This is a genomic window from Kribbella sp. NPDC051718, from assembly GCF_040681515.1.
Lineage (GTDB): Bacteria > Actinomycetota > Actinomycetes > Propionibacteriales > Kribbellaceae > Kribbella.
The window spans coordinates 184,824-211,416 of the sequence record NZ_JBFAYZ010000009.1 but is presented as its reverse complement, the minus strand read 5'-3'; the positions used below and the strand labels follow the sequence as shown (position 1 = coordinate 211,416).

Below are 26,593 nucleotides of genomic sequence, written 5' to 3'. Positions count from 1 at the left end.
CTCCTGGTCGCGGTCTGGCACGGATCCAGCGTAGGACGAGTGGACTGACAACCTTCAGTCCACCTTAAATCAACTGGACTGCTTCAGCGCCTCTCCCAACCGGGCGACGACAAGCCGCAGGGTGGCCGGCGGGGCGGTGAACGGGATCCGGATATGCCGTCGGTCGGTCCCGTCCGGCGTGAACAGCTCCCCGGCACCCAGGAGCAGTCCCTGCTCCCGCGCGGCCTCCAGCACCTTCCTGGCCCGTACTTCGGTGAGCTCGAGCCACAGCGTCATGCCACCGGTCGGGGTCGGCCACGCCACGCCGTCGAGTGTCTTCAGCCCGGTCTCCAGCGCCGCCAGGTTGGACCGGAGGCGGGTCTTGCGCCGGGAGATCACCCGGTCGAGCCTGCCGAGGATCGCCTGCGCCAGTAGGTCATCCAGCGCGCTGGGCGACGTCACGCTGAGCTGTGCCGAGGTGTTGATCCTCCGCCTGAGCTGCCGGCCGGTACGGACCCAGCCAACGCGTAGTCCGCCCCAGACGGTCTTGCTGAGCGAGCCGACGCTAACCGTGCGCGGGTATCGACTCAGCGGCTCGGCCTGCTCTCCACTGGCCAGCCAGAGCGGCCGCATGGTCTCGTCGCTGATCAGTGCGGCGTCGTAGCGTCGGGCGATCTCCACTACGGCCGTACGCCGGTCCGCTGGGAGGCTGAGGCCGGTTGGGTTGTGGTTGTCCGCCTGGAGGTAGATCACCTTCGGCTTGTGGCGCCTGCAGAGATGGGCGAGCTGGTCCGTGTCCCAGACGCCAGCGGGCCAGCCGACCACGTCCAGGCGGTGTCGGCGGAGCAGGTCGAAGGCTGCTGGGTAGGTGGGCGACTCGGTGATCGCGACGCCCGGTCCCAGGTCCAGGCCCGCCAGGGCTGCGTTGAGGCCGGCTGCGGCGCCTACGGTCAGGGTCAGTTGGCCTGGTTCGGTGGGGACGCCTTCGAGGATGAGGCGTTCGGCTAGCGCAGTACGGAGGTCCAGTGAGCCGCCGGAAGGTGGGCCGTCGCCGCCCATGGCTTGTGGGAGGCCCTCGGCGATGATCTGCGCGGCCACCTCGGCCACGTCGTGCGGGGCGGCGGTGGTGGCGAAGCGAAGGTCGAGCAGGGGCTGGTCGCCGGCCGACACCGTCGAGGCCGGGGCAATGGGGTCCAGTAGGCGGTCGAGCGGCCTTACGTGCGTACCGGAGCCTCGTTTTGTCTCCAGTACGCCGTCAGCGCGCAGCTGGTCGAGTGCGCGCACCACTGTCACCCGGCTGAGGCCGAGTCGCTCGGCCAGTACTCGCTCTGACGGGAGGCGGGATCCGATCGACAGGTCGCCTCGCTCGATCCGGCGCAGCACCAGAGCCTCGACCTGTTCGGTCTTGGTCCCGTCCGCCGGATCCAGGTCGCTCCCCCGCCACATAAGTCCAGTGTCACACGATTGGCCTCACTCACAGTTTTTGTCCGTGCCAGGTGTGAGGATCAGCGCATGGACGAGCGGTGGGCGATCGCGCCGGTTGAGGGTGGTGGGGCGCTGTTGGCCGCCCTCCATCCCGACGGTCAGCCGGCGGGTCCGGTGCTGCGTGAGCCGGACCTGGCCGCCGCTGTCGGGTCTCGGCCGGAGGTGACGAGGTGGGTCTGGCGGTCGTCGCCCGAGATCTACCCGCGGTTGCTGGCGGCCGGCGTCCGGGTCGAGCGGTGCTATGACATCGAGTCGGCCGAGTTGTTGCTGCTCGGGCATGAGGGGCGATGGGGTGAGCCTCGGTCCGCGGCGGCTGCTTGGGCCCGGCTGAGCGGGAAGCCGGTGCCTGCCGATCCGCCATTGCGGTCGATCACACCTGGCGAGCAGTCGTCGCTGTTCGAGATCCAGGAAGAGCCGATCGGATTCGAGGCGTTGCTGCGGGTCTATGCAGAGCAACTCCGCCGGCATCAGCAAGCGGAGTATCCGGAGCGGATGCGGCTGCTGACTGCCTCGGAGTCGTCCGGGATGCTGGTCGCCGCCGAGATGGATCGCGCCGGGCTGCCGTGGAGTGCGGAGCGGCATCGGACGCTGTTGACCGAGTTGCTTGGCGAGCGGTTCGCGGGGAGCGGGGAGCCGCGACGGTTGACCGAGTTGGCGGATCAGATCTCCGAGGCGTTCGGGCGACGGGTGCGGCCGGAGCTGCCTGCGGATGTACTGAAGGCTTTCAAGCAGGCGGGGTTCCAGGTCACGTCGACTCGCAAGTGGGAGCTGGAGCGGATCGAGCATCCGGCGGTGGCGCCGATCCTCGAGTACAAGACGCTCTACCGGATCTACACAGCCAACGGGTGGTCATGGTTGACCGACTGGGTGCATGACGGGCGGTTCCGGCCGGGGTTCATCCCGGGTGGCACCGTGTCCGGGCGGTGGGTGACCAACGGCGGCGGCGGACTGCAGATTCCGAAGGTGATCCGGAAGGCGGTGGTCGCGGATCCGGGGTGGCGGCTGGTGGTCGCCGATGCGTCGCAACTGGAGCCTCGGGTGCTGGCGGCGATCTCGCGTGATCCTGGGTTGATGGAGGTCGCGGGCGACTCGGGCGATCTGTACAAAGCCGTTTCGGACAAGGCGTTCTCGGGTGATCGCGGGATGGCGAAGCTGGCCGTGCTCGGTTCGATCTACGGGCAGACGTCGGGCGACGGGCTGAAGAATCTCGCCATGCTGCGGAAGCGGTTCCCGAAGGCCGTCGCCTATGTGGACGATGCGGCTCGGGCTGGGGAGGAAGGGCGTTTGGTGCGGACCTGGCTCGGGCGGACCTGCCCGCCGTCGGGGTCGCCGATCGACGAGGCGATGCTGGAAGGGCCGTCGGAGGAACGGCAGACGGACGCGCGGCATGCTCGGGCGCGGGGACGGTTCACGCGGAACTTCGTCGTCCAGGGATCGGCTGCGGACTGGGCGTTGTTGATGATGGCCGCGCTGCGACAATCCATCGCCGAGCTCAAGGCCGAGCTGGTCTTCTTCCAGCACGACGAGGTGATCGTGCACTGCCCGGCCGACGAGGCCGAGGAGGTTGCCCGGGCGATCCAGGCCGCGGGCGATCTTGCGGGCCGGATCACCTTCGGGGAGACGCCGACCCGCTTTCCTTTCACGACGGCCATCGTGGAGTGCTATGCCGACGCGAAATGAGTAGGTAGCCCGAGGCGTTCGAAGTCGGTGAGCTCGAAGGCGGTCATCTCCGCAATCAGGCCGTGCTCGATCCGGAACACGTCGATGCCGAACGGGCGGTAGAGGTCGTCGCCGGGCACCCGGAGGTACGCGGCCAGGGCCGGCTGGCGGTTCACCGTGGTGGGTATGAAGCGCCAGTCGCCGCGGTTGGTGTCGCCGTCGGGATCGAGGTTGGCGGCCATGATCCGCTGGGCGTCGACGCGGCCTTCGAACCAGAACGGGTACGGCGGCATGGTGATGCGGATGTCCTCGTGCATGAGCTGGGCGATGCCTGCCGAGTCGGCTCGCTCCCAGGCGTCCATGTACTTCTTCAGCAGCGCCTGCTCTTCGGCTGAGGGGTCGCCGGTTGGGGCCCACTCGGTGCGCCTCGGCGGGAGGTGCTCACGTAGTACCGGCCGGGCTCGCTGGAGGGCGCTGTTGACCGAGGCGACGGTGGAGTCGAGTAGGTCGGCGGTCTCTTTGGCGGACCAGCCGAGTACGTCTCTCAGGATCAGTACGGCGCGCTGACGCGCGGGGAGGTGCTGGATCGCGATGAGGAAGGCCAGCTCGATCGTCTCTCGTCGTACGACTGCTGCGTCAGGCTCTTCGGCTCGGTCGAGGAGGACGTCGGGGTACGGCTGGAGCCAAGGGAGGTCGGTGCGGGCGATCGCTTCGCCTGTTGGCCAGGAGGCGGGCTCCAGTTGGTGCGGGAGGACGCGTTGCGGGCGGCGTACGTCGTCGATGCATGCGTTGGTGGCGATCTTGTACAGCCAGGCGCGGAAGGAGGAGCGACCCTCGAAGTCCGTGCGCCTGCGCCAGGCGCGGAGGAAGGTCTCCTGGACCATGTCCTCGGCGTCGTCGAAGGAGCCGAGCATGCGGTAGCAGTGCACGCGCAGCTCGTGCCGGTACTGCTCTGCCTGGGCGGCGAAGGTTTCCTCGGTGACAGTCATCAGCTGCCGTCTTCCAGTTCGATGGTGGTGGGCATGGGCGCGTGGCCGGCTAGGCGGAACCACGTGACGATGCGGCGGGTCCGGAGCACGCGGGTCGACACCACGATGTCGTTGTGGAATCGCCTGGCCAGTTGGACCCGGCGTACCGCAGTACCGAGCTCTGTCGCCCAGGGCTCGACGTCTGTGCCGGTTGCTCCGATCGCCCGGGTCAAGGCCGACTCGGCTCGCTCGCGGGTGTCGCTGGTCGCAGTACTGGCTCGGTGGGCTGCATCCAGCAAGAGTAGGGAGGACGCGGGGTCTAGCGCGCCGCTGCCGGCCAGCTCGGCGACCAGGGCGGAGCGGCGGGCCAGTTCGGTCTCGAGAGAGGCGCGGGCCGTGGCAACGCGGTGGTGGAGGCGGTCGAGGCGGCCGGCGGTCCAGCTGCAGTAGGCGCCAAGCAGGAGCAGTAGCACTCCCACCAGGATCAGCACTGCAGAGACCGTCACGGGGACATTCGACCATCGATTACGGAGCGCTGACGGTCCGGGCGGATCGGGTAGTTGCCGGGGCGCGGGATTCTAGGGTCGGAGGCATGGCGGAAATCGGTGTTATCGGTGGGTCTGGCTTCTACTCGTTCCTGTCCGGGGCGCGCACGGTGGAGGTGTCGACGCCGTTCGGGCCGCCTAGTGAGCTGCCGGTGGTGGGGGTCGTCGGCGGGCGGGAGGTCGCGTTCATTCCGCGCCATGGTGGGGATCATCGGTTCCCGCCTCATCGGGTCAACTACCGCGCGAATCTGTTCGCCTTGCGCCAGCTTGGCGTCCGGCAGGTCCTGGCGCCCTGTGCCGTCGGCTCGCTGCGTGTGTCGCTGACGCCTGGGACTTTGCTGGTGCCTGACCAGTTCGTCGATCGGACTTGGGGGCGGGAACATACGGTTTACGACGGCAGCGGACCGGTTGTGCACGTTTCGGTGGCTGATCCGTACTGCCCGGCGGGGCGAGCTGCAGTGATTGCTGCAGGCAACGGATCGGTGGTTGCCGAGGGCACCATGGTGGTGATCAACGGGCCGCGGTTCTCGACCCGGGCGGAGTCGCAGTGGCATGCGGCGCAGGGGTGGTCGGTGGTCGGAATGACCGGCGCTCCGGAGGCGTCGATCGCCCGCGAGTTGGCGCTCTGCTACACGTCGGTCGCTGTCGTCACCGATCACGATGCGGGTGTCTCGGTGGGTGGAGGCGTCACCCAGGCGGAGGTGTTCGAGGTCTTCGGCCGGAGCATCGAGCGGTTGAAGGGGCTGCTGTCCGAGGTGATCGGGCAACTACCCAAGGCCGACGAGGACTGCAGCTGCCGGCATTCCCTGGACGGTACGGCCGGAGAGGACCTCTGGTGAAGATTCTGCTGACGGGTGGCGCCGGTTTCATTGGCCGACACGTACACGCGCAACTGCTCGCCGACGGGCACTCGGTGCGCGTGCTCGACTCGCTACGCCCAGATGTGCATGAGATCCCACCTGTCATCGACAGCCTGATCGTCGGCGACATCCGCGATGCTTCGGTGGTCTCGGAGGCGTTGCAGGGCGTGGACGCGGTCGTGCATCTCGCGGCGAAGGTCGGCCTCGGCGTCGACCTCGACGACATGGACGACTACGTCGGTACCAACAGCCTCGGTACCGCCGTACTGCTGCGCGCTCTTGGGCAGCACCACGTGCAGCGACTCGTCTATGCCAGCTCGATGGTCGTCTACGGCGAGGGCCACTACGAATGCGACCGCCACGGCGCTGTCGCCCCCGGACCACGCCGGGTCTCGGATCTTGAGTCCGGGCTCTTCGAACCGCCCTGCCCGATCTGTTCCGAACCTCTGCGGCCAGGGTTGGTGAGCGAGGACGCTCCCACCGACCCCCGCAACACGTACGCCGCCACCAAACTCCACGGCGAACACCTGGCCGCCACCTGGTCCCGCGAAACCGGCGGCCAGGCGACTGCGCTTCGCTTCCACAATGTCTATGGCCCGGGCATGCCCCGCAACACCCCGTACGCCGGAGTCGCCGCCATCTTCCGCTCGATGCTGGAACGAGGAGAGGCACCGCGGGTCTTCGAAGACGGCGGTCAACGGCGAGACTTCATCCACGTCGCGGACATCGCGTCCGCGGTGCTCGCGGCTGTCGACGCGCCTGCGGCTGCACCGTTCGTCGCTTACAACGTAGGCAGCGGTACGGTCCGCACGATCGGCGATCTGGCGTCCGAGTTGGCACGCGCATACGGCGGCCCCGCACCGGTGGTCACCGGCGCATACCGGCTCGGCGACGTCCGGCACATCACCGCGTCATCGGAGCGCCTGCGAGACGAGCTCCACTGGAAGCCCGACTACGACCTACGGAGCGGCATCGCAGACCTCATCGGCTCCTAAGGTGGGTCTCCTTGGCTGGAGGCGCGAACCAGACCGGATTCGTAGGCGGCGATCACCAGTTGGGCCCGGTCGCGGGCGTCCAGCTTGGTCAGCAACCGGCTCACGTAGGTCTTCGCGGTCAGCGGACTGATCACCAGTTGTTCGGCGAGTTCGCCGTTGCTCAGGCCACGGCCGATCAGCGTCAGTACCTCGCGTTCCCGCCGGGTCAGCGCCGCCAGTGCGCCGGGTGCCGGGCCGGCCGGATCGGGTTGCCTCAGCACTCTTTCGATCAGTGCCTGGGTCGCACCGGGCGACAACAGTGCCTCGCCGGCGGCCACGGTACGGATGGCGGTCAGCAGGTGCGCGGGTTTGGTGTCCTTGACCAGGAATCCGCTCGCTCCCGCACGCAACGCGGCCACCACGTTGTGGTCGCTCTCGAACGTGGTCAGGATCAGCACCCGTACGCCGCTCAGATCCTCGTCGGCCGCGATCGTGGCGGTGGCAGTGATCCCGTCCGTCCCCGGCATCCGGATGTCCATCACGACGACGTCGGCCCTGGTCGACCGGACCAGTTCGACCGCCTCGTCGCCGTCAGCGGCTTCACCGACGACGTCCATGTCCGGCGCGGAGCGGACGAGCATCGCGAAGGCGCTCCGGACCAGCTCCTGGTCGTCGGCCAGCACCACCCTGATCATCGCGCTCCCGGAGTGGGTACGGTCGCCGCGACCCGGAATCCGCCGTACCGGTCGTCGCCAGTGACCAGCTGACCTCCGACGGACTGCGCCCGCTCGTACATCCCCGCGATGCCGTAGCCGGCTGTGCCGCCGCTGTCGGACCTGCCCCGGCCGTCATCGGTGACCTCGAGCCGAACCTCCTCGACGTCGTACTCGAGCCGCACCAGTGCCTGTCGAGCGTGCGCGTGCTTCACCACGTTGGTCAGGGCCTCCTGCGCGATCCGGTAGAGGGTGATCTCGACGGCTGCCGGCAGCGGCCGGCTGGTGCCACTGATTCGCAGCTCGACCTGTACTCCGACCGCTGTGGTGACCGCTACGAGCCGGGCCAGGCCTGCGAGATCCGGCGTCGGGTGCCGATCCACGTCGACCTCGTTGCCGCGGAGGACGTCGAGGGTGGTTCTCAGCTCGGCCAGTACTCCGCTGCTCGCGTCCGCCACCGTGTGCAGCGACTGAGAGATCAGCGCGAGGGTCGGATCGTCGGTGCGCTCGTCGAGCAGATGAGCGGCCACACCGGCATGGGAGTTGATCACGACGATGTGGTGGGCCAGGACGTCGTGCAGGTCGCGCGCGATCCGCAGCCGCTCCTCGGCGACCCGGCGCTCGCTCGTCTCCGTGAGCAGGGCGCGGTGCAGGCGCATCGCCTGGCCACCGACCGCGGCGACCGCGAACCAGCCAAGCGGGCTGATCACCTCCGCGCCGATCGATTCGTCTTGCGGGACGCTCGCGCTCACCAGGACTCCGGCGACGCTGATTCCGACCATCGCCAGCGTCGAGGCGCGGGAGGTGGTCAGGGAGACCGTGTAGATGAGGACTACCGCTACGGGGAGCATGACTTCGTGCGTGTAGTTCAAGGCGTGGTAGACCATCTGGACGGCTACACAGAAGAGCAGCGCCTGGATCGGGTAGCGGCGTCTGACAAGAACCGGCATGGTCGCCAGGACGAGCAGGGTGACCCCGAGAGCGTCGAGTTGCCTGTCGTCGAGCCAGTGCGGCGGCAGGGCTAGGACGGCGGCCACCGGCAGGACCAGCAGCGCCGCGGTCAGCAGCAGGTCGCCCCTGCCGATCCCCCACCGCCTCGCTCCCACCAAGACCGCCGTCCCCATCCCTCAGCTCCGTTTCTCGCCGACCAGCACCGACTCGTCCGGTACTGCTGGCGGTAGTGGGTTGTCCGCGGGCCGGCTCGGCCACCAGATCCATCGGCGCAGGCCCACCATCATCGGCGCCAGCAACGCGGGCGCTACCAGCAGAGTCTGCAGCAGAACCCCGACGGCGACCACCACACCCATCTCCACCATCGGCACGAACGGCAACGACGCCAGCACCCCGAAGGTTGCCGCCAGCACCAATCCGGCCGACGCGATCACCGGCGCGGTGGCCCGCACCGCCCGCCGGGTGGCGACGGTGGTACCGAGTCCCTTGCGGTCCTCGGCGATCCGGGCGACCAGGAAGATCGCATAGTCGACGCCGAACGCCACCAGGAACACGAACACCAGCACCGGCAGCGTCGGCTCCACTCCGCCGAACCCGAGCACGTGCTCGAACACCAGCGAGCCAAGTCCGAGTGCCGCGAGATACGAGAGCACTACCGCGGCCACGACGAGCAGCGAGGCGACCAAGGATCGGAGCAGCAGGAACAGAACCAGCAACACCACGGTGAGTACGAGGGGAATCACCAGTTTGGTGTCGGCGGCGCTCGCCTCCTGGACGTCGACCCGCTCCGCCCCTTCGCCACCGACCAGCGCCGCGGGCGGCAGGTCGGCCCGCAGCCGTTTGATCACGGCCGCTTCAGCATCGCTGTCCGGCTGAGCCGCCGGTACGACGTCGACCAGTGACCAGCCGTTGCCCTCCCGTTCGGTCTCCGCTGACACCACCTTGTCCGTCGCACGCGCCACGGCGAGCACCTGTGCCACCTGGTCGGTAGGAGTCGCAACGGTGAGGGGCCGGCCACCCTCACCCGGGTAGGCCCGGTCAAGCGTCGCGAACCCCGTCACCGACTCCGGAGTGTTGGTGAACGAGTCGGCCTCCCGCAGGTCCGTCGAGAGCCCGAGCACCCCGAGTCCCAGCAAGCCGAGCGCCAGCGCCGAAACTCCGGCCGACCGCAACGGCCGGGCGAAGACCCACCGCCACCAGTCGCGGCCGGCGGGCGCAGTACTGGCCAGGGCAGGGACACGCGGCCAGAAGACCTTGCGGCCGAGCGCCGTCAGTACTGCGGGGAACAGCGTCAGCATGGTGACCAGAGTCGCCGCGATGCCCAGCGCACCGATCACCCCGATCCCGGAGATGTCGTTCATGTCTGCCACGAACAGACAGCCCAGGCCGAGGGCGACCGTCGATCCCGACGCGAGGATCGCCGGCCCCACACTCTTCAGCGCGGCGCGCATGGCGGCATGGACGTCGCGGTGGTGGCGCAGTTGCTCGCGGTACCGCGCGACGATGAGCAGCGCGTAGTCGGTCCCGGCGCCGAACACCATCACGATCATGATCGAGGAGCTCTGCGTACTCACCGTCAGGTCCAGCGCACCGGCGACGACCCGGACCAGCGCCATCGACAGGTACGCGGCAGCCCCGACGGTCAGCAGCGGCACCAGCCAGAGGAACGGGCTGCGGTAGGTGATGATCAGCAGGACCGCTACGACGATGACGGTGACGAGCATCAGGGTGGTGTCGATCCCGTCGAACACTGCGTCGACGTCCGCGCCGATCGCGGCCGGGCCGGTCACCTCGGCCCGCAGACCACTCGGCCGGTCGGCGGTGACCGCCCGGACCCGCTCGACGAACCTGGCGACACCTGCATCGTCCGCGCTCGCCGGCTGATCGACGGCGTACATCAGCGCCGTGCCGTCCTCGGAGGGGACCGGCGGCATGTCGACCTTGAACTCGCGTGCCAGCGTGGCGTGCTGCCGCGCCACCGCCTGCTTGTCCCCGTCGGCCAGACCGCCGTCCCGGTGATACACGACGATCAGTTCGTCGTCCTCGGAGCCCGGGACGCGATCCTCGGTCTGATGTACGAGCGTCGATTCCGCATTGCCCGGCAGTTGATCGGTGGCGTCGTCGCTCTGCACGTCACCCAGCCCCGCGACCAACGGAAACACCGCCACCAGCAACAGCACCCAGACCGCGACCACACCCCACTTACCCCGCCGCCCAGCCTGCAACGTGAACATGAGAACCTCCCTGTCTTCGGACCCCAAACACTGGCCCAGCAGGCGAGGTGATTCGTCCGCCCCCAGTGGACAACCCGCACTACTCCCGTGGTCGACAACCACCGCCCCCCGCGGCTCTACCCACCGCCACTTTGTGCTCCGTCTGAGCATTCCAACGCCGTCCAGATGCTCAGGCGGAGCACAAAGTGCTCGCATTGCCGACGAAGGAGGCCGCGCGCCAGGGTGCAGGGGAGCGCCGGCGAGGCGCGGGACGGAGGAGCGGGCGTAGTGGGTCGCGTGGGGGTTTATGCGGTGGTGGTTACTGGTGGGAGTTCGATTTTGAAGGTGCAGCCGCCGGGGATGTTGGTTACTGCTATGCGGCCGTCGTGGGATTCGACTACGCCTCGGGCGATGGCGAGGCCCAGGCCGCCGCCGCTGCTGGTGCTGGTGCTGGTAGCGAGGCCGTCGGCGGGGGTGCGTTGTTCGTCGCCTCGCCAGCCGATGTCGAAGACGCGGTCGAGGTCGTCGTCGGGGATGCCGCCGCAGCCGTCGGTGACGGCCAGGCGGACTCGGCCGTCGTCCTCGCGGGCGACCATCACCCGGACGGAGCCGCCGCGTTCGGTGTGGCGGATCGCGTTGCCGACGAGGTTTGTGACCGCGCGCGTCAGCTCGTCCGCATCGCCGTGGACTGCGAGCCGGTCGTCGTCTGGCGGCGTCGACACCGTCAAGGACACGCCCTCCGACCGGGCGTGCTCGCAGCTCTCCCCCACCACGTCCTCAGCCAGTTCACGCAAGCTCACCGCCGACCGCCGACGCGGCGGTGGCGCGGCCGACAACCGGGACAGCTCGAACAGGTCGTCCACCAACCCGGTCATCCGGTCAACAGTCGCCCGCATCTGCCGCAGAGCACCAGGTACGTCGTCGATGACGCCGTCCTCCAGCCCCTCCGAGACAGCCCGCAACCCAGCGAGCGGCGTACGCAGATCGTGGGACATGAAAGCGACCAACTCCCGCCGACTCGCCTCCAACGCCCGCTCGCGCTCGTTCGACGCGGCCAGCTTCTGACGAGTCATCTCCAACTCGTCAGTGATCGCGGCCAACTCGGCCGGCACGTTCGCGATGCCCTCGACCGGCTCGTACGACGTACCGAGGTGCCGCAACCGTCGTCCGACATCACGCGAGCCTGTACTGATCCAGTGCCCGAGCAGCACCGACATCGCCAGCCCCAGCAACCCGGAGAACGCCAGCGTCCACAACACCACCAGCGAGTCATGAGCCGAGATGAACATCGCCTGCACGCTCTGAGTCACCGCAGCAAGCGCACCCAGCATCGGCACCAGACCGGCGACGATGATCGTGATCCGCAGCGACTTGCGCCGGAATCGCCACAGCACTGCCGCACCGAGCAGGGCGACGATCAGCGTCCAGCCGGCGGTGAGCGCGAGGATCGTGAACTGGTCGCGGTTCATTCGGCCTCACCCGCGAACCGGTAGCCCGTCCGGGGAACGGTCAGCACCAACTGCGGATCCGACGGATCCACCTCGATCTTCTCCCGCAGCCGGCGTACGTGCACGGTCACCGTCGACGAGTCGCCGAAGTCCCAGCCCCACACCCGCCGCAGCAGCTCCGCCTTCGTGTACGCCTTGCCCGGATGCGACACCAGGAACGCCAGTAGATCGAACTCGCGATGCGTCAACGACAACGCGGCCCCCTCGAGCGTGGCGATCCGGGCAGCGGTATCGACGGTGATCGGCCCGGCGCGAAGCTTGGTCGGCGTCAGGTCGAGCCCGGCCAGCCGTTCCTCCCGCCGCAGCATTGCCTGCACCCGCAGCGTCAGTTCGCGCGGGCTGAACGGCTTGACCACGTAGTCGTCCGCGCCGAACTCCAGCCCGACCAGGCGGTCCTCTTCCTCACCCCGGGCCGACAGCATGATCACCGCGGCACCGTCGTCGGCGGCGCGCATGCGGCGCAGTACCTCCAGACCCGACAGTCCGGGCAGCATCACGTCCAGTACGACGACCGACGGCTTCCACTGCTGCCACACCTCGACCGCCATCACACCATCGGCGACCACGCGGGCGTCGTACCCGGCCTTGGTCAGGTACGCCGAGACGACGTTCGACACGGTCGGGTCGTCGTCCACCACGAGCACACGAGTAGCCACTGGTCGAGCGTAGATCCTCCGTCTGGCCGAAAGCGCCACCTGGCCCGCTACGGAGTGGGACGTAAGCGAGCGGTATCCACTACTGGCCCCTGAAACCGGCCGATGCTCCCTACGGTCGAAGAGTGCAGCCAGTAGATGCCGAAGTCGACCTCATCCTCCCCTGCCTCAACGAGGCCGCCGCCCTGCCCTGGGTGCTCACCCGGCTGCCGGCCGGAGTACGGGCCGTTGTCGTCGACAACGGCTCCACCGACGGGTCCGCGGAGATCGCTGCTCGGCTAGGGGCGCTAGTGGTGCCGTGTGAGGTCCGCGGGTACGGCGCTGCCTGCCACGTGGGTCTGGAAGCCAGTACTGCGGCAGTGGTCGCCTTCCTCGATGCAGACGCGTCTCTGGATCCTCGGCAGCTCGTACGGGTGACCGCACCCGTACTGTCCGGGCAGATCGACCTCATGCTCGGCAGGAGGCGACCGGTGTCGCGCAATGTGTGGCCGTGGCATCTACGGCTGGCCAATGCGGAGCTGTCCAGGCGCGTGCGTCGACGTACCGGAGTGCAGCTGAAGGATCTCGGACCGATGCGGGCAGCGCGGCGGGAGGCTTTGCTGGGGTTGGATCTGCGCGACCGGCGGTCCGGGTATCCGCTGGAGACGGTGGTGAAGGCGGCGGACGCGGGGTGGCGGATCGCTGAGGTCGAGGTGGACTACCTGCCACGCTCTGGGCGCTCGAAGGTCACCGGTACGCCGCTAGGCGCCGCGCGGGCCGTACTGGACATGTCGAAGGTGCTGTCGGCGTGAAGGCGGACACGCTGATCGTGATCGCCAAGGAGCCGGTCGCGGGGCGGGTCAAGACACGGCTGCAGGCCGAGTTCACCCCTGCGGAGGCGGCAGCGCTTGCTCGGGCCTCGCTGGCCGACACGCTCGCAGCAGTCCGCGATACGCCAGTACGCCGGTACGTGCTCGCTCTGGACGGTCGGAGTGGGCCGTGGTTGCCCGCCGGGTTCGAGGTGATCGAGCAGCGGGGTGATGGGCTGGCAGAGCGACTTGCAGAGGCCTTCGAGGACGCCTACGCCGGTGGGCCGATGCTGCTGGTCGGTATGGACACTCCCCAGCTCACCCGAGAGTTGCTGGACGTCGACTGGGCCGACCACGACGCTGTACTGGGGCTGACCGAGGACGGTGGCTACTGGGCCCTCGGGTTGCGTCAACCGGACCGGCGGGCGCTGGTCGGCGTACCGATGTCCACTGATCACACCGGGGCGGATCAGCTGGCGCGGCTGCGGTTGCTTGGGTACAGGGTGTTGCTGCTGCCGATGTTGCGGGACATGGATACGCCGGAGGATGCGGCGGTGTTGGCGGCGCTCTTCCCCGCGCTGCGGATGTCTCGGTTGCATCGGCGGTTACAGCATTCCGCGTCGCCGGGGCTGTTGTTCGAGAAGGCGCTCTCGGGTGCGCGGGTAGTTGCCACTGGCATCGATGGGCGGGCGGTGCCGTCGCTGAGCGAGATCGATCGCTGGCAGGCGCCGGCGGACGAGGTGGATCTGTTGGCGCTGAGCCGGTGCGAGGGGCCGGTGCTCGATATCGGGTGCGGGCCGGGGCGGATTGTCACGGCGCTGGCGGAGCGTGGGATTCCGGCGCTCGGCGTCGACATCTCGGCCGAGGCTGTCCTGTTGACCACCAACCGAGGTGCTCCCGCGCTCCGGCGTCCTGTCCAAGAACCATTGCCGGGTGAGGGGCGCTGGGGAAGCGTTCTCTTGATGGACGGGAACATCGGCATCGGCGGTGCGCCTGCTCTCCTGCTCCGCCGGTGCGCTGAGCTGGTCCGCCCCGACGGTCTGGTCCTGGTGGAGGTCGACCCCGACGACAACCTCGACGACACCGCCCCGATCATCCTCCAGGCCGACGGCGGCCGACGCTCAAAACCCTTGCCCTGGGCAAGGGTCGGCACCCGGGTAGTACTACGCCACGCCCGCGCCGCCGACCTCCTGGCCACCGAGGACTGGCGCACCCCACACCGAGCCTTCCTAGCCTTCCGCCGCTCCCCCGCCACCCTCCGCCAGGCCTCCTACCGATGAAGCCGTCGGAGGTGCCGGACGAACTCCGCCGGAGAGGCGTGAGTGTTCGCGGCGGCGTGGGGCTACGCCGGGGCGGCGTGGGTGGCCGCCGGGGCGGGATAGCCGTTCGCCGGGGCGGGGTGGGGGTGGCGGCTGGTGGTGTTGTTGCTGTTGGTGTGTCGGTGGGGGTTGTGGCTGCCGAGGCTGCTGGGTGGTGGCCGAATGTGGTGTTGGTGAGCGGGTGTTTGGTGGTGGGCGGTGTTGGGTGGCTGGTGACCAGGCGGCCGGCTGGAGCGCGCGTAGTACTGGCTGTGGTTGCGGTGGCGGCGGTGTGTCAGGTGCCGGGGTTGTTTAGGGCACCGATCACCAGTACGGACGCCTACCGGTATGTGTGGGATGGGCGGGTGCAACTGTCCGGCACCTCGCCCTACAGCCACGTGCCGCTGGCTGACGAATTGGCTCGGCTGAGGGATCCAGTGCTGTTCCCAGGCCTCTCACCGACCGACCACTCCGGAGTGACCGGACCACCACGGGTGCCACGCGACCCAGCGGCGCTAGCAGCAGCCTCAGCAGATGATCCGCGGACGAAGATCAACCGGCCGCGAGTACCGACCATCTACCCACCAGTGGCCCAGGCCTACTTCGCAGCAGTCGCCCTAGTCACCCCGTGGTCGGTAAGGACATTCGGACTCCAGGTAGCCGCCGCAGCACTCGCCGTCGCCCTGACCGCACTCCTGGCCAGCCAACTCAAGCGCACCAACCGCGATCCGCGCTGGGCTCTCCTGTGGGGTTGGTCACCGATCGTGGTCCTGGAGGCCGGCAGCGCAGCCCACGTCGACGTGCTCTCGGCCCTCCTCATCGCAGCCGCAGTAGCCGTCGCAGCCCGCCGCCGACCAGTCCTGGCAGGCCTCCTCCTAGGCGCGGCCGCAGCCACCAAACTCCTGCCTCTCCTCCTGCTCCCAGCCTTCACCGCAATCAAACAACGAGACCTCCGCACACCATTGGTTGCCATCGGCACCTTCATCGCCAGCTACATCCCGCATCTGCTCGCCGCCGGCACCCTGGTGATCGGCTTCTTGCCCGGCTACCTCACCCAGGAAGGCTTCGACGACGGCAGCTCCCGCTCGGCGATTCTCGCGCTGGTATTGCCTCCTGAGGCCCGCCAGCTCGCCGCCGGCCTACTCGCGGTGACGCTGGCCATCCTGGCCATAAGGCGCCACGGCCGCGAGCCGATCGCCGTCACCTGCTGTTGGCTGTACGGCGCCGCCCTACTCATCACCACGCCGACCTACCCCTGGTACGGACTCCCCCTGATCGCCCTCGCCGTACTGGCCAACAGGTTCGAGTGGCTCGTCGTACCGGTCGCCGCCTACCTCGCATACGCCAGCTTCGGCCACGACCAGCGCCAGGGCCTGATCTACACGGCCGCCCTTGTCATCGTTGTCATCGCGATCACGCTGCGTCAGCGAAGCGCCACACCAATCCGGTTTGACGAACCGATCGGGGCGCGCCAACACTGAGCGACGTGAGAATCGCTCTGGTTAATTCGGCCGACCACGCCGAGCTGCACCCGCACGACCTGCCACTTGCGGCCGCCCTGCAAACCGCCGGGCTCGACCCGGTGGCCGAGGTGTGGACCGACCCGTCGGTCGACTGGTCCGCGTACGACGCGGTGCTGCTGCGCGCCGTCTGGGACTACCACCGGCGCTACCTCGAGTTCACCGAGTGGCTCGGCCAGCTCGACAAGGCCGGCGTCAAGCTGCTCAACGAGGCCGACCTGGTCCGTTGGAACGCCGACAAGCGCTACCTGCTCGAGCTGCGCGAGCGCGGCGTCGCGATCGTGCCGTCGCAGGTCGCCGCCGGTGCCTGCCTGCGCGAGGTCGTCGGCGGGCTGGACGGCCAGGAGATCGTGATCAAGCCGACCGTCAGCGCCACCGCCCACAACACGATCCGCGGCATCGCCGGCTCCCCCGAGCTCAGCGGCGCGATCGAGGACCTGCCCGAAGACGTCTACCTCGTGCAGCCGTTCCAGCCGGAGATCCAGAGCGAGGGCGAGTGGTCGCTGATCTTCTTCGGCGGCGAGTTCAGCCACGCGGTCCTGAAGCGCCCGGCAGCTGGTGACTACCGGGTGCAGAACGACTTCGGCGGTACGGCCGAGCTGCTCGACCCGCCCGCGGCCGTCCTCGACGGCTCGACCGCGGCGCTCGCGGCAGCCAACAGCCGCAAGGCCCCCGTCTACGCCCGCGTCGACGGCATCCTCAGCAACGGCCGCTATCTGCTGATGGAGCTCGAGCTGATCGAGCCGTACCTGTTCCTGCCGCTGGCCACAGACGCGGCAACCCGCTTCGCCACCGCGATCACCGACCGGCTCGAGCAAGCTTAAGTACAGTATTCGAGTGGACTAACTCTCATATAGTAAGACGCGCTCCGGAACCCGGTCGGGCGGGCATAGCGTTTGCGTTATGAGGCCGACCCTGACAGTGATCGCAGACCCCGCGGACCGCTGGATGACCAAGGCAGCCTGCGTCGGACAAGCATCCTTGTACGACGAGACTGCATCGCCTTGGGAACAGCGCAAGGCGCGCGAGCTCTGCCTGAGCAGCTGCCCCGTGATCGACGAGTGCCATGCCTGGGCGCGCCGGGAGAAGTTCACCGGTACCGCCGCCGGCCAGCGACTGCTCTACGGCCGTCGGCGTGGCCACCCGGAGCCAGCGGCCGCTCCGGAGAGCGCAGTCAGCTGAGGCCGAGGTTGACGCTGAGGTAGCCGTCGTAGTCCGGGTCGTGCGGCCGTGAGAGCACATGCGCGACCCAGGACTGCCGCTCCTGATCCACTACGAGCAGCTCCCACGCACACGCGGTCGGACCGTCCGGCGGCACCAGGTGGAAGTCCGTAGTACCGAGGTCTGCGCGCAGCGAGCGCACGTACAGGATGTCGAGCTCCCACCAACCGAGGATGCCCCAGAGCGCCTCGGTGCCGGTGTGGACGATCAGGAACGCCATCCCCGGACGCTCAGCCGTCACTGGCGGCAGGAGCTTGTCCGCTGCGTCCAGGGCCGCCTCCTGGGCGGCAGCATCCGGCAGTACTCCGGAAGCCGAGATGCCGGTCACCCTGACCCGCCAGTCGCCGCGTGGCTCGACGCCGAGGGTACGAGTCAGCCGTGGTCGGTAAGCCGTCATCGGGAGTGGCGCGGTCATGGGTCAATCTTCTCAGGCCTACTAATGTCTGACCCATGCCGACCATCGAGGACGTTCGTACTGCCGCCGCCGGACTGCACGGGCGGATCCACCGGACGCCGATGGTCGAGTCGTCGGCGCTCGATGAGCTCTTCGGAGGCCGGCTCACTCTGAAGGCCGAACTGTTCCAGAAGACGGGCAGCTTCAAGGTCCGCGGACTGCTCAACAAGACGCTCAAGTTGACCGCTGAGGAACGCGAGCGGGGCGTCATCACCGTCTCGGCGGGCAACGCGGCCGGTGCGCTGGCCTGGGCGGCGCGGGATGCCGGAGTGCCGGCGACCGTGGTGATGGCGAAGACGGCGGTACCGGCGAAGATCGCGGCGGCGCGGGCGTACGGGGCTCAGGTGGAGCTGGTCGAGGGCGATCTGATGGGCGCCTACGAGTCGATCCGGGACGAGCGGAAGCTGACCGGCGTCCACCCGTTCGACGACCTCGACGTCATCGCCGGGCACGGCAGCCTCACGCTGGAACTCCTCGACGATCGCCCTGACGTGGATACCGTGCTCGTGCCGGTCGGCGGCGGCGGACTCATCTCAGGCGTCGCGCTCGCGCTCAAGTTGATCCGGCCGAGCATCCGGGTGATCGGCATCGAGCCGGAGAACGCCGATGTCGTCAGCCGCAGCCTCGAAGCCGGTTCACCGCAGAAATTGCCGACCGCCAAAAGCGTCGCCGACGGCCTCGCCGCCCCGGTCTGCGGCACCCACAACTACGCGATCATCGCCCAGTACGTCGATCAGCTCGTCCGGGTGAGCGAAGACGCGATCATCGAGGCCACCAGGCTGGTCATCTCCCGTACCAAGCTGGCCCTCGAGCCCGCCGCGGCAGCGCCCTTCGCAGCCTTGCTGGAAGGCAAGGTCGAGCTCGGCACGCTGACAGCCAGCGTGGTCAGCGGAGGAAATCTGGACGTGGCGAAGCTCGCCCTCTGACTGATCCGCCAGCGAGGGGGCTAGGCGTGCGCTGGGTCCAGCTGGCGGAGGGGTGGGTCTGCGATGACGCCGTCGCCGGGGTCGTTGACCAGGTCGCCTTGGCGGACCGGGTCGTTCTCCGGGAGGAGGATGTCGCGGGCCACGACCAGCATCAGCCACAGGGTGCCGGCCATCCGTAGTACGACCGACAGCCAGTAGATCTTGTCGGGCTGGTTCGGGTCTCCGGGCGCGAGGTACTGGGCGAGATGCAGCCAGACCATCATCCAGTAGAAGGACTCGCAGGCCTGCCAGATCAGCCAGTCGCGCAGCTTCGGCCGGGCCAGCGCGACCAGCGGCAGCAGCCAGAGCACGTACTGCGGTGAGTACACCTTGTTGACCAGCAGGAACGCGGCCACCACCAGGAAGGCCAGCTGCGCGAACCGCGGCGGCCGCGGCGCCATCAGCCCGAGGATCGCGATCGACAGGCAGAGCCCGGCGAAGATGACGATGTTGAGCTGGTTGACGTCGGCGACCTCGTGCTTGGCCAGCTTCAGGACGTACCAGATCGAGCCGTAGTCGCTCTCGCGTTCGTCGTTGAAGACCCAGAACGACAGCCACTCGTTCTTCGCCAGCAGGTAGATGGGCGCGTTGACCAGGCCCCAGCTGAAGCCGGTCGCCACGAGCGCGAGGAACCACTGCCAGAGCTTCCGGCCCCGCAGACAGACGATCAGCAGCGGCCCGAGCAGCAGGAACGGGTAGAACTTCGCCGCCGTCCCCAGCCCGAGCAGGATGCCGAACCAGATCGGTTTGCCCCGCGACCAGGCCCACATCGCGCCCGCTGTCAGTACTACCGCGAACAAGTCCCAGTTGATCGTGGAGGTGAAGGCCAGTACCGGCGCAGCGGCGACGTACAGGGCGATCATCGGCTGCCCGCGGGCCCCGCCCTGGCGTTTGGCCACCCCTCGCGCGGTCGCCACGGTCAGGCCGACCAGGATCAGCGCGCAGAGGAAGAGCATCGCGACGTTGACGACGAAGAAGACACCGGCCGTGTCGCGTTTCTGCGCCTCCGTGACGTCCTTCTTCGGGTCGCCGGTGAACACCCAGGTGATCTTGGCCGCGACCTCCATGAAGCCACCGGTGAGCACCGGGTACTCCAGCACCGGGTAGTTGCCGGTGTCCAGGAACGGCCGGTTGCCCTCGGCGAAACCGCGCTCCTGGTAGAGGTAGCCGATGTCGGAGTAGCACAGCGCCTGGAACGGCCGCCAGCTCTGCCGGTTCCAGCCGTCCTCCATACAGGGCGCCTTCTGCAGGACGCCGAGCGCGAAGGTGATGCAGCACACCGCGAGCGCTATCCGCAGCGGCGTCCACCACGACGAGCTGAGCCGGGCGAACTTGCCGGTGGGACCGCCGAGGCCGACAGTCAGACGCGCGACGGCCGGTTCGACCTCAGGCCGTCGTTGCGAGTCCTGGGCACTAGGTGGCGTCACGGTGGCCATACTCTCCTATCCGTCGGCCGCCCGGCAGGCGGCGCCCGCCAGGTTACCTAGGTTGTCCACCCCTGTGCGTCATTGCGGTCGGCCGCGCGTCTCTCCAGCTGGGTCAGGGCGGCAGCGGCCCGGGCCGGGTCCTCCCACCAGAACAGGTGCCCGGCGCCGTCGAACAGCTCCAGCTGAGCACCAGGGATCAAGCCGGCCAGTCGGTGCCCGTTCACTACTGGGGTGCCGGCGTCCGCAGTACCGTGCAGGACCGTGGTCGGCCTGTTGACGGCTCCGAGCCGCTCGCCGGTGTCGTGGGCGAGCGCAGCCTGCCACTGCAGCTGGATGACCGGTACCGGGACCTTCACCGAGAGTGCGCGGCTCTGGTAGGTCTCGAACAGCCCGGGCGTCTCAGCGGCGAACCGCCGGGAGAAGTTGGCCTCGAAGCTCGTCTTGGTCGCATGGTCGGGATCCCTGGTCGCGAACGCCTCGACCATCCGCCGGGAAGTCTCCGACATCACCCCGTCCGGCCCGCCTGCCCAGCTACAGCCGATCGCCAGTGCCCCGACCAGCTCCGGGTGGCGCAGGACGAGTTCCTGCGCCACCATCCCCCCGAGCGAGATCCCGAACACCAGTGCGTCGCTCCACCCCAGCGACGCGATCACTGCGGCCGCATCCTCGGCCAGGTCGGCAGTACTGAACGCCTCGTCCGCCCGGTCGCCGCGCCCGACCCCCCGATGGTCGTACGCGACGATGTCGAACTCCGGCTCCAGCAGGGACAGCAACTCCTCGCCCCACATCTCGTGATGGGCGCCCATCCCCTGGATCAGCAACAGCGGCGCACCCCGCCCGCGCCGTACGTAGTCCAGCCGGCGACCGCCGGTACCTGTCAGATAGTCGAGCATCGTCCCTCCGGGTTCCCTGTCTCGGGCAACCGTCTCCGGAGGGCCTTGCAGCTGACTTGCAGTCAGTCCCCGGCGAGCAGAGCGAGCATGGCGCTCCAGGAGAGCTCCAAGCCCTCCGGTACCGCGATGCCTTCGAAGGCGTCCTCGACCCAGGGCTCAGCCGGGTTGACCAGCCCCCGAGTGCGCAGGCCGAGCAGGGCCGCATGAGTCTGTACCGCCGCCAGCAACCGTCCAGCGTCCTCAGGCGGCCGCCCGACCCGTACCATCGCCAGCGCGCCGATCCGCAGCACGTTCAAGGCGTACGGGTAGTCCTCATGCTCGAGGAACTTCGCCAGTCCGGTCAGTCCGTGCTCGTTGCTGATCGCCTCCACCCGTCCGGTGATGTCGGCAGTCAGCTCGGTCCGGCCACCGACCGCGCAACCGACAGCTAGGAACAGGCACAGCTCCGCGTAGTCGCGGGGCGATTCCTTCGACGCCTCGGGGAGCAGTGCGACCACCTGGTCGACCAACTCGTCCACACCGCGCAGGTCGCCGGAGTAGTAGGTGAGAGCGGTCAGTGAGTTCAGCGCGCGGCCGCGGTCGATCGCCGGCCCGTCGGGCGCGGCCTGCAGCGCGTCCCGGAGCATCCGGATCGCCTCGGCGTGATGCACGCTGCGGTACAGGTAGACGCCCAGGCCGACGGCCGTCGTCAGCGCGGCTGCCGGATCGCGGGCGAGGTCGTGGGCGAATCCGGACCGGACGTTCGGCAGCTCACGGTTCATCCGCCGGATGAACCAGCCTCCCCGGTGCTCGCGGATCGCTACGGCACAGCGCGCGGTGAGCAGATGCACCCAGCGAGCCTGCAGTCTGAGCGTCTCGTCGGGATCCGGATCGAGTCTGCGGCTGTAGGCGCGGATGCTCTCCAGCAGCAGGTACCTGGTCGGCTCGGCCGTGGTGTCGGCGACCACGACGGACCTGGTCACCAACGCCGAGAGCGACTCCAGTACTTCTACCTCGGTACTCCGAACTCCCAGGCTCTCCGCGGCTTCCAGCGTGAACCCGCCTTCGAAGGCCCACAGCTTGAGCAGCAACTCACGATCCGCCGGGTCGAGCAGGTCGACACTCCAGCCGATCGCGGCTTCGAGCGTCTCGTGACTGGCCAGCGAGCCTTGTGGCACTGCCCCGAGCAAGGCGAAGCGGTCGTCGAGGCGGTCGGCGATCTCGCCCAGGCCGAGGACTCTGGCTCTTGCGGCCGCCAGCTCGATCGCCAGCGGGAGGCCGTCGAGGGCGGCTGCGATCCGGCGGGCGGCTGGTAGCTCGGTCGTCGACGGCAGCCAGCCGGGGCGGACCGACTGGACCCGGTCGATGAGCAGGTCCACGGCCGCGTCGGTGTCGGTTGCCCAGGGCAACGGGTTGACCGGGAGGGTCAGCTCGCCTTCGACGGCCAGCGGTTCGCGGCTGGTGGCGAGGATTCGTAGTCGCGGGCAGCCGCGGATCAGGTCGGTGACCAGCTTTGCGGCTGCTGCAATGAGGTGCTCGCAGTTGTCCAGTACGAGTAGGCCTGGATTGGTTCCGATTGTTTGGATCAGCAGTGCGGTCGGGTCGTCTTCTCTGGTGACCAGGCCGAAGGCGTCGACGACGGTTGTCAGCAGAGCGGCGGGGTCCGAGACGTCAGCGAGCTTGGCGAACCAGAGTTCGCCGGCGGCGTTGCTCGATACGTACTCGACTGCCAGGCGGGTCTTGCCCACGCCAGCCGGGCCGATCAGGGTCACCAGGCGGTGGCGGGTCAGGCGGTCGGTGAGTTGTTGCAGGTCGGCGGTGCGGCCGAGGAAGGAGGTCAGCGGGCGTAGTACCGGCGGGATCGGGGTGGCGAGTGCCGGTTCGGCAAGCCGGAGTCTTGGGTCCTGGGCGAGGATCTGCTGTTCGAGTGCTTGCAGTTCGGGGCCGGGGTCGACGCCTAGTTGATCGGCAAGCAGGTCGCGGACTTTGCGCAGGGTCGCGAGCGCGTCGCCTTGGCGGTCGGCTCGGTAGAGGCCGAGCACGAGGAGAGCCCACCGGCGTTCGCGGAGCGGTTGCTCTCGGACCAGTTGTTCGAGTTGGACGACGGCGCCGATCGCGTCGCCGTCGTCCAGTCTTGCTGCGGCGAGTTCTTCCGCTGCTACCTCGCAGAGCTCGTGGAGGCGGCTGCGGTCGGCGGCTGTGGAGTCCTCGGGGAGTTCGGCGTACGGGTCGCCGCGCCAGAGAGCCAGTGCTTCGGTGAGTTGGCGGCGGGCGGTTGCCGGCTTGCTTGCTCTCGCCGATTCGATCAGCTCGGCGAAACGTCGTACGTCCAGCTCGTCGACGGTGAGCCGGTAGCCGGTCATTGGACACAGCAGACCCACCGGCCGCCGCCAGCGCAGCAACCAGCCGGCGCGGCAACGCGCCCCCGACCTCAATCTGAACCCCGTCAACCAAAACCTCGACCGGCCCCAGAACCCGGCACTCGAACACCCCCAGACCATACGCTGCCCCTTCGATGCCTGGGGCTGGGTGTCAGCGCCAGCGGCCGCTTCGGACGGGGACTCGGTGGCGTGGGGTGAGGCGGTGTTCGAGGGCGCACAGTGACGGGCCCGGGTCGAGGCCGACACCGTCGGCGAGGAGGCTGCGGACTCGGTGGAGTTCGGCGATTGCCCTTTCGGGCCGACCTGCTTGACAAAGGGCCAAGACGAGCAGTTCCCAGCGGCGTTCGCGATAGGGGCTCTCGGCAACGGCCTGTTCCAGCGCAGGAACAGCCCGAGCGACATCACCGACCGTCAGCCGAGCCGCCTGCAACTCCTCCACCGCGACCTGGCGAAGCTCCTCCAACCGCGCCCGCGAGCCGGCCACCAACGGCGACTCCCCCAGATCCGCCCACGGCGTACCGCGCCACAACGCCAGCGCCGACTCCAGACTCGCCTCAGCCCGGATCGCGTCATTCCCCCTGAGCTGCTGCAGCCCCCTGTTAACCGCAGCAACAAACTGACCGTGATCCGTCTGCTCGACCGGCACGGCCAGCGCATAGCCCGCCGGCATCCGCCGAATCCACTCCCCGATCCCCGTACTTCGCAACCGCCAAACCATCACCCGCAACGCCCGTACCGCGGCCGCCGGCTGCTCGTCCTGCCAGACGTACTCGGCCAGCACCTCATCAGACACCGCGAACCCGTCCCCCGTGGCCAGCCCAGCCACCAACCGCCGCGACAGAACCCCACCCAACGGGATCCCGACCCCGTCGATCTCGAACGCCAGCTCCCCCAACACCCGACACACCACCCCGGCTCCCATGCCCCCACGTTCCCGCCCAGACCTTGCAAACACCTTGCAAGGCCTGGGCGGGGGTGGTCAGCTCAGCCGCGGGAGCTTCGCGTGGCGGTTCACGTCCTTGTAGATGAGGTACCGGAACGGCCCAGGACCGCCGGCGTAACAAGCCTGGGGGCAGAAGGCGCGGAGCCAGAGGAAGTCGCCCTCCTGCACCTCGACCCAGTCCTTGTTGAGCAGGTACACGGCCTTGCCTTCGAGGATGTAGATGCCGTGTTCCATCACATGCGTCTCCGGGAACGGGATCACCCCGCCCGGCTCGAAGCTCACGATGTTGACGTGGAAGTCGTACCGGACATCCAGCGGATCGACGAACCGCTGGGTCCGCCACCGCCCCTCGGTGCCGGGCATCTCGATGCCCTCGACCTCGGTCTCGTTCGTGACGAAGGCCTCCGGCGCCGGAATCCCCTCGACCGCCTCGTACGCCTTGCGGACGAAATGGAAGGTCGCGAGCTGATCGCTGGTGTTGCGCAGCGTCCAGTCCGAGCTGGGCGGCAGGAATGCGTAACCGCCCGGCGCCAGCTCGTGCTTCTCCCCGCCGACCGTCAGCACCAAGTTGCCGGAGACAACGAAGAGTATCGCTGACGCACCCGGATCCGTCTCCGGCTTGTCGCTGCCACCGCCCGGTGAGACCTCGACGATGTACTGCGAGAACGTCTCCGCGAACCCCGACAGCGGCCGCGCGATCACCCAGAGCCTGGTGTTGTCCCAGAACGGCAGCTGGCTGGTGACGATGTCGCGCATCGTGCCCCGCGGCAGGACGGCGTACGACTCGGTGAAGACCGCGCGATCGGTGGTCAGCTCCGTCTGCGCGGGATGCCCGCCCTTCGGGGAGTAGTAGGTCATGCGTCGTCTCCTCGGGTCAGCAGCCGGCCACGGGGGTCGGCGTGGATGTCGATCGGGCGGCCGCGCAGCCACGTACTGCGCACCACACCGGCCAGTGGCCTGCCGGCGTACGGGGTGATCGCGTTCTTGTGGTGCAGCGCGGCGACGTCCACCACGAACGACTCGTCGGGCGCGAAGACACAGAAGTCCGCGTCGTACCCGACCTCGAGCCGGCCCTTTTGTCCCAGACCGACCTGCGCGGCCGGTGCCTGACACATCCAGCGGGCGACGTCGGTCAGCGTGAATCCGCGCTCGCGCGCCCCCGTCCAGATGGCAGGCAGCCCGACCTGGAGCGAGGCGATACCACCCCAAGCCGCGCCGAAGTCGCCGGTGTCGAGCCGCTTGAGGTCGATCGTCGATGGCGAGTGATCGGACACCACCAGGTCGATCAGCCCGTCGCGCAACCCCTGCCAGAGCAACTCGCGGTTGGCCGCCTCACGGATGGGCGGGCAGCACTTGTACTGCGTTGCGCCGTCGGGGATCTCCTCGGCGGAGAAGGTGAGGTAGTGCGGGCAGGTCTCCGCCGTGATCCGTACGCCGTCGCGCCGGGCGGTCGCGAGTAGCGGCAGGACGTCTGCGCTGGAGACGTGCAAGATGTGCACCCGGCAACCAGTCTGGCGAGCGAGGTCGATCACCTGAGCCACCGCCGCGTTCTCCGCGTCGCGTGGACGGGAGTGCAGGAAGGGCTGATAACTCGCACCGTCCGGCGCGGGAGCACTGTCGATCCGATGCGCATCCTCGGCATGCACGATCAGCAGCCCGTCGAACGAACTGATCTCCCGCATCGCCTGCTCCAGCTGCCCGGAATCCAGCGGCGGGAACTCGTCGACCCCCGAGTGCAGCAGGAAGCACTTGAACCCGAACACCCCGGCCTCGTGCAACGGCCGCAACTGCTCAGCGTTCCCCGGAATCGCGCCACCCCAGAACCCAACATCCACAAATGCCTGGCTCTGGGCCGTCTTCCTCTTGAGCTCCAGCGCCGGTACGTCGCAAGTCGGCGGGATGCTGTTGAGCGGCATGTCGACGATCGTCGTGACACCACCGGCCGCGGCCGCCCGGGTCGCGCTGGTGAACCCTTCCCAGTCGGTCCGCCCCGGATCGTTCACATGCACATGCGAGTCCACCAGCCCCGGAAACAACACCTCGTCCTCAGCCAACTCGACGACGTCGAGTGCTTCGCGGGCGGCGTCGTACGGGTCGATGCTGACGATTCGGCCGTCTTTCACGCCGACGGCGGCGGGCACCAGGCCCGTGGTACTGACCATCCGGCGGGCCCGGATGACGAGGTCCAGCGCGGTCATGCGGTCCCCTCTCGGTTG

Annotated in this window: 24 protein-coding genes; 9 read left to right on the top strand and 15 right to left on the bottom strand. The window is 68.6% G+C overall.

Translation table 11 applies throughout. The annotated features are described in order from the left end of the window. Window positions 1-69 precede the first annotated feature (69 nt). Entirely contained in the window at window positions 70-1,425 is a 1,356-nt protein-coding gene (locus tag AB0M15_RS30595) for a PLP-dependent aminotransferase family protein (RefSeq protein ID WP_363825479.1), read from the bottom strand. Between the two features lie 66 nt (window positions 1,426-1,491). Between AB0M15_RS30595 and AB0M15_RS30590 the strand changes: the two genes are divergently transcribed. Further along, entirely contained in the window at window positions 1,492-3,144 is a 1,653-nt protein-coding gene (locus tag AB0M15_RS30590; protein ID WP_363825476.1) for a bifunctional 3'-5' exonuclease/DNA polymerase, read from the top strand. On the opposite strand, the gene AB0M15_RS30585 is transcribed toward AB0M15_RS30590, so the two are convergent. Beyond that, window positions 3,126-4,112 (bottom strand): sigma-70 family RNA polymerase sigma factor, encoded by a 987-nt coding sequence (locus AB0M15_RS30585; RefSeq protein ID WP_363825473.1) that lies wholly within the window; start codon window positions 4,110-4,112, stop codon window positions 3,126-3,128. The genes AB0M15_RS30590 and AB0M15_RS30585 overlap by 19 nt on opposite strands. Further along, window positions 4,112-4,597, bottom strand: coding sequence for a hypothetical protein (locus AB0M15_RS30580; RefSeq protein WP_363825470.1), 486 nt, complete (start codon window positions 4,595-4,597; stop codon window positions 4,112-4,114). Before AB0M15_RS30580 ends, AB0M15_RS30585 begins: the two co-directional genes overlap by 1 nt. A gap of 86 nt (window positions 4,598-4,683) precedes the next feature. Between AB0M15_RS30580 and AB0M15_RS30575 the strand changes: the two genes are divergently transcribed. Together AB0M15_RS30575 and AB0M15_RS30570 are read left to right on the top strand one after the other, a co-directional pair. After that, a complete protein-coding gene (locus AB0M15_RS30575) occupies window positions 4,684-5,475 on the top strand; it encodes an S-methyl-5'-thioadenosine phosphorylase (RefSeq protein WP_363825467.1) in 792 nt (263 codons plus the stop codon). Next, entirely contained in the window at window positions 5,472-6,491 is a 1,020-nt protein-coding gene (locus AB0M15_RS30570; RefSeq protein ID WP_363825464.1) for an NAD-dependent epimerase/dehydratase family protein, read from the top strand. Before AB0M15_RS30575 ends, AB0M15_RS30570 begins: the two co-directional genes overlap by 4 nt. Here the strand turns inward: AB0M15_RS30570 and AB0M15_RS30565 are convergent. The 5 genes from AB0M15_RS30565 to AB0M15_RS30545 all read right to left on the bottom strand — a co-directional run bounded on the left by AB0M15_RS30565 (window position 6,488) and on the right by AB0M15_RS30545 (window position 12,511). Beyond that, the gene (locus AB0M15_RS30565) at window positions 6,488-7,165 is read right to left on the bottom strand and encodes a response regulator transcription factor (RefSeq protein WP_363825461.1); all 678 of its coding nucleotides are present in this window, start codon (window positions 7,163-7,165) and stop codon (window positions 6,488-6,490) included. The two genes, AB0M15_RS30570 and AB0M15_RS30565, sit on opposite strands and share 4 nt — an antisense overlap. Further along, entirely contained in the window at window positions 7,162-8,307 is a 1,146-nt protein-coding gene (locus AB0M15_RS30560; protein ID WP_363825458.1) for a sensor histidine kinase, read from the bottom strand. Before AB0M15_RS30560 ends, AB0M15_RS30565 begins: the two co-directional genes overlap by 4 nt. 3 nt (window positions 8,308-8,310) lie before the next feature. Then, a complete protein-coding gene (locus tag AB0M15_RS30555; RefSeq protein ID WP_363825455.1) occupies window positions 8,311-10,368 on the bottom strand; it encodes an MMPL family transporter in 2,058 nt (685 codons plus the stop codon). Between the two features lie 284 nt (window positions 10,369-10,652). Continuing rightward, on the bottom strand, window positions 10,653-11,816 hold the full coding sequence (locus AB0M15_RS30550; protein WP_363825452.1) for a HAMP domain-containing sensor histidine kinase: 1,164 nt from the start codon (window positions 11,814-11,816) through the stop codon (window positions 10,653-10,655). Continuing rightward, window positions 11,813-12,511 (bottom strand): response regulator transcription factor, encoded by a 699-nt coding sequence (locus tag AB0M15_RS30545; RefSeq protein WP_363825448.1) that lies wholly within the window; start codon window positions 12,509-12,511, stop codon window positions 11,813-11,815. Before AB0M15_RS30545 ends, AB0M15_RS30550 begins: the two co-directional genes overlap by 4 nt. A gap of 122 nt (window positions 12,512-12,633) precedes the next feature. Here AB0M15_RS30545 and AB0M15_RS30540 point away from each other — a divergent pair, with 122 nt between their 5' ends. From AB0M15_RS30540 to AB0M15_RS30520, 5 genes are all read left to right on the top strand, one after another. Next, on the top strand, window positions 12,634-13,299 hold the full coding sequence (locus AB0M15_RS30540) for a glycosyltransferase family 2 protein (protein ID WP_363825445.1): 666 nt from the start codon (window positions 12,634-12,636) through the stop codon (window positions 13,297-13,299). Then, window positions 13,296-14,576, top strand: a complete 1,281-nt coding sequence (locus AB0M15_RS30535) for a DUF2064 domain-containing protein (RefSeq protein ID WP_363825442.1) — start codon at window positions 13,296-13,298, stop codon at window positions 14,574-14,576. The genes AB0M15_RS30540 and AB0M15_RS30535 overlap by 4 nt, the downstream gene beginning before the upstream one ends. 251 nt (window positions 14,577-14,827) lie before the next feature. Then, complete coding sequence (locus tag AB0M15_RS30530; RefSeq protein ID WP_363825439.1) at window positions 14,828-16,075, top strand: glycosyltransferase 87 family protein; 1,248 nt, start codon at window positions 14,828-14,830, stop codon at window positions 16,073-16,075. 5 nt (window positions 16,076-16,080) lie between these two features. Then, window positions 16,081-16,938, top strand: a complete 858-nt coding sequence (locus AB0M15_RS30525; protein ID WP_363825437.1) for a hypothetical protein — start codon at window positions 16,081-16,083, stop codon at window positions 16,936-16,938. A 79-nt stretch (window positions 16,939-17,017) separates the two neighbouring features. Further along, entirely contained in the window at window positions 17,018-17,296 is a 279-nt protein-coding gene (locus AB0M15_RS30520) for a WhiB family transcriptional regulator (protein ID WP_363825434.1), read from the top strand. Here AB0M15_RS30520 and AB0M15_RS30515 read toward each other — a convergent pair. Beyond that, window positions 17,289-17,750, bottom strand: coding sequence for a hypothetical protein (locus tag AB0M15_RS30515; protein WP_363825431.1), 462 nt, complete (start codon window positions 17,748-17,750; stop codon window positions 17,289-17,291). The genes AB0M15_RS30520 and AB0M15_RS30515 overlap by 8 nt on opposite strands. A 35-nt stretch (window positions 17,751-17,785) precedes the next feature. Between AB0M15_RS30515 and AB0M15_RS30510 the strand changes: the two genes are divergently transcribed. Next, window positions 17,786-18,715, top strand: coding sequence for a threonine/serine dehydratase (locus tag AB0M15_RS30510; protein WP_363825428.1), 930 nt, complete (start codon window positions 17,786-17,788; stop codon window positions 18,713-18,715). Window positions 18,716-18,735: 20 nt separating this feature from the next. On the opposite strand, the gene AB0M15_RS30505 is transcribed toward AB0M15_RS30510, so the two are convergent. The 6 genes from AB0M15_RS30505 to allB form a co-directional block, all read right to left on the bottom strand. Further along, window positions 18,736-20,190 carry a glycosyltransferase 87 family protein gene (locus AB0M15_RS30505; protein WP_363825425.1) on the bottom strand — a complete coding sequence of 485 codons (1,455 nt, stop codon included), beginning with the start codon at window positions 20,188-20,190 and terminating at the stop codon, window positions 18,736-18,738. Window positions 20,191-20,237: 47 nt separating this feature from the next. After that, complete coding sequence (locus AB0M15_RS30500) at window positions 20,238-21,074, bottom strand: alpha/beta fold hydrolase (RefSeq protein ID WP_363825422.1); 837 nt, start codon at window positions 21,072-21,074, stop codon at window positions 20,238-20,240. A gap of 62 nt (window positions 21,075-21,136) precedes the next feature. Beyond that, window positions 21,137-23,416 carry a BTAD domain-containing putative transcriptional regulator gene (locus AB0M15_RS30495; protein ID WP_363825418.1) on the bottom strand — a complete coding sequence of 760 codons (2,280 nt, stop codon included), beginning with the start codon at window positions 23,414-23,416 and terminating at the stop codon, window positions 21,137-21,139. Window positions 23,417-23,585: 169 nt separating this feature from the next. Next, a complete protein-coding gene (locus tag AB0M15_RS30490) occupies window positions 23,586-24,356 on the bottom strand; it encodes a BTAD domain-containing putative transcriptional regulator (protein ID WP_363825416.1) in 771 nt (256 codons plus the stop codon). A gap of 57 nt (window positions 24,357-24,413) precedes the next feature. Continuing rightward, window positions 24,414-25,235 carry a bifunctional allantoicase/(S)-ureidoglycine aminohydrolase gene (locus AB0M15_RS30485; RefSeq protein WP_363825413.1) on the bottom strand — a complete coding sequence of 274 codons (822 nt, stop codon included), beginning with the start codon at window positions 25,233-25,235 and terminating at the stop codon, window positions 24,414-24,416. Continuing rightward, the gene (gene allB, locus AB0M15_RS30480) at window positions 25,232-26,575 is read right to left on the bottom strand and encodes an allantoinase AllB (protein WP_363825409.1); all 1,344 of its coding nucleotides are present in this window, start codon (window positions 26,573-26,575) and stop codon (window positions 25,232-25,234) included. The genes AB0M15_RS30485 and allB overlap by 4 nt, the downstream gene beginning before the upstream one ends. Window positions 26,576-26,593 lie beyond the last annotated feature (18 nt).

Bases quoted from the DNA above. Each gene is read 5' to 3' on its own strand.
- AB0M15_RS30590 (WP_363825476.1), top strand. From the start codon at position 1,492: ATGGACGAGCGGTGGGCGATCGCGCCGGTTGAGGGTGGTGGGGCGCTG.
- allB (WP_363825409.1), bottom strand. From the start codon at position 26,575: ATGACCGCGCTGGACCTCGTCATCCGGGCCCGCCGGATGGTCAGTACC.
- AB0M15_RS30555 (WP_363825455.1), bottom strand. From the start codon at position 10,368: ATGTTCACGTTGCAGGCTGGGCGGCGGGGTAAGTGGGGTGTGGTCGCG.
- AB0M15_RS30585 (WP_363825473.1), bottom strand. From the start codon at position 4,112: ATGACTGTCACCGAGGAAACCTTCGCCGCCCAGGCAGAGCAGTACCGG.
- AB0M15_RS30560 (WP_363825458.1), bottom strand. From the start codon at position 8,307: ATGGGGACGGCGGTCTTGGTGGGAGCGAGGCGGTGGGGGATCGGCAGG.
- AB0M15_RS30565 (WP_363825461.1), bottom strand. From the start codon at position 7,165: ATGATCAGGGTGGTGCTGGCCGACGACCAGGAGCTGGTCCGGAGCGCC.
- AB0M15_RS30515 (WP_363825431.1), bottom strand. From the start codon at position 17,750: ATGACCGCGCCACTCCCGATGACGGCTTACCGACCACGGCTGACTCGT.
- AB0M15_RS30505 (WP_363825425.1), bottom strand. From the start codon at position 20,190: ATGGCCACCGTGACGCCACCTAGTGCCCAGGACTCGCAACGACGGCCT.
- AB0M15_RS30595 (WP_363825479.1), bottom strand. From the start codon at position 1,425: ATGTGGCGGGGGAGCGACCTGGATCCGGCGGACGGGACCAAGACCGAA.
- AB0M15_RS30550 (WP_363825452.1), bottom strand. From the start codon at position 11,816: ATGAACCGCGACCAGTTCACGATCCTCGCGCTCACCGCCGGCTGGACG.
- AB0M15_RS30490 (WP_363825416.1), bottom strand. From the start codon at position 24,356: ATGGGAGCCGGGGTGGTGTGTCGGGTGTTGGGGGAGCTGGCGTTCGAG.
- AB0M15_RS30510 (WP_363825428.1), top strand. From the start codon at position 17,786: ATGCCGACCATCGAGGACGTTCGTACTGCCGCCGCCGGACTGCACGGG.
- AB0M15_RS30575 (WP_363825467.1), top strand. From the start codon at position 4,684: ATGGCGGAAATCGGTGTTATCGGTGGGTCTGGCTTCTACTCGTTCCTG.
- AB0M15_RS30520 (WP_363825434.1), top strand. From the start codon at position 17,018: ATGAGGCCGACCCTGACAGTGATCGCAGACCCCGCGGACCGCTGGATG.
- AB0M15_RS30485 (WP_363825413.1), bottom strand. From the start codon at position 25,235: ATGACCTACTACTCCCCGAAGGGCGGGCATCCCGCGCAGACGGAGCTG.
- AB0M15_RS30495 (WP_363825418.1), bottom strand. From the start codon at position 23,416: ATGACCGGCTACCGGCTCACCGTCGACGAGCTGGACGTACGACGTTTC.
- AB0M15_RS30500 (WP_363825422.1), bottom strand. From the start codon at position 21,074: ATGCTCGACTATCTGACAGGTACCGGCGGTCGCCGGCTGGACTACGTA.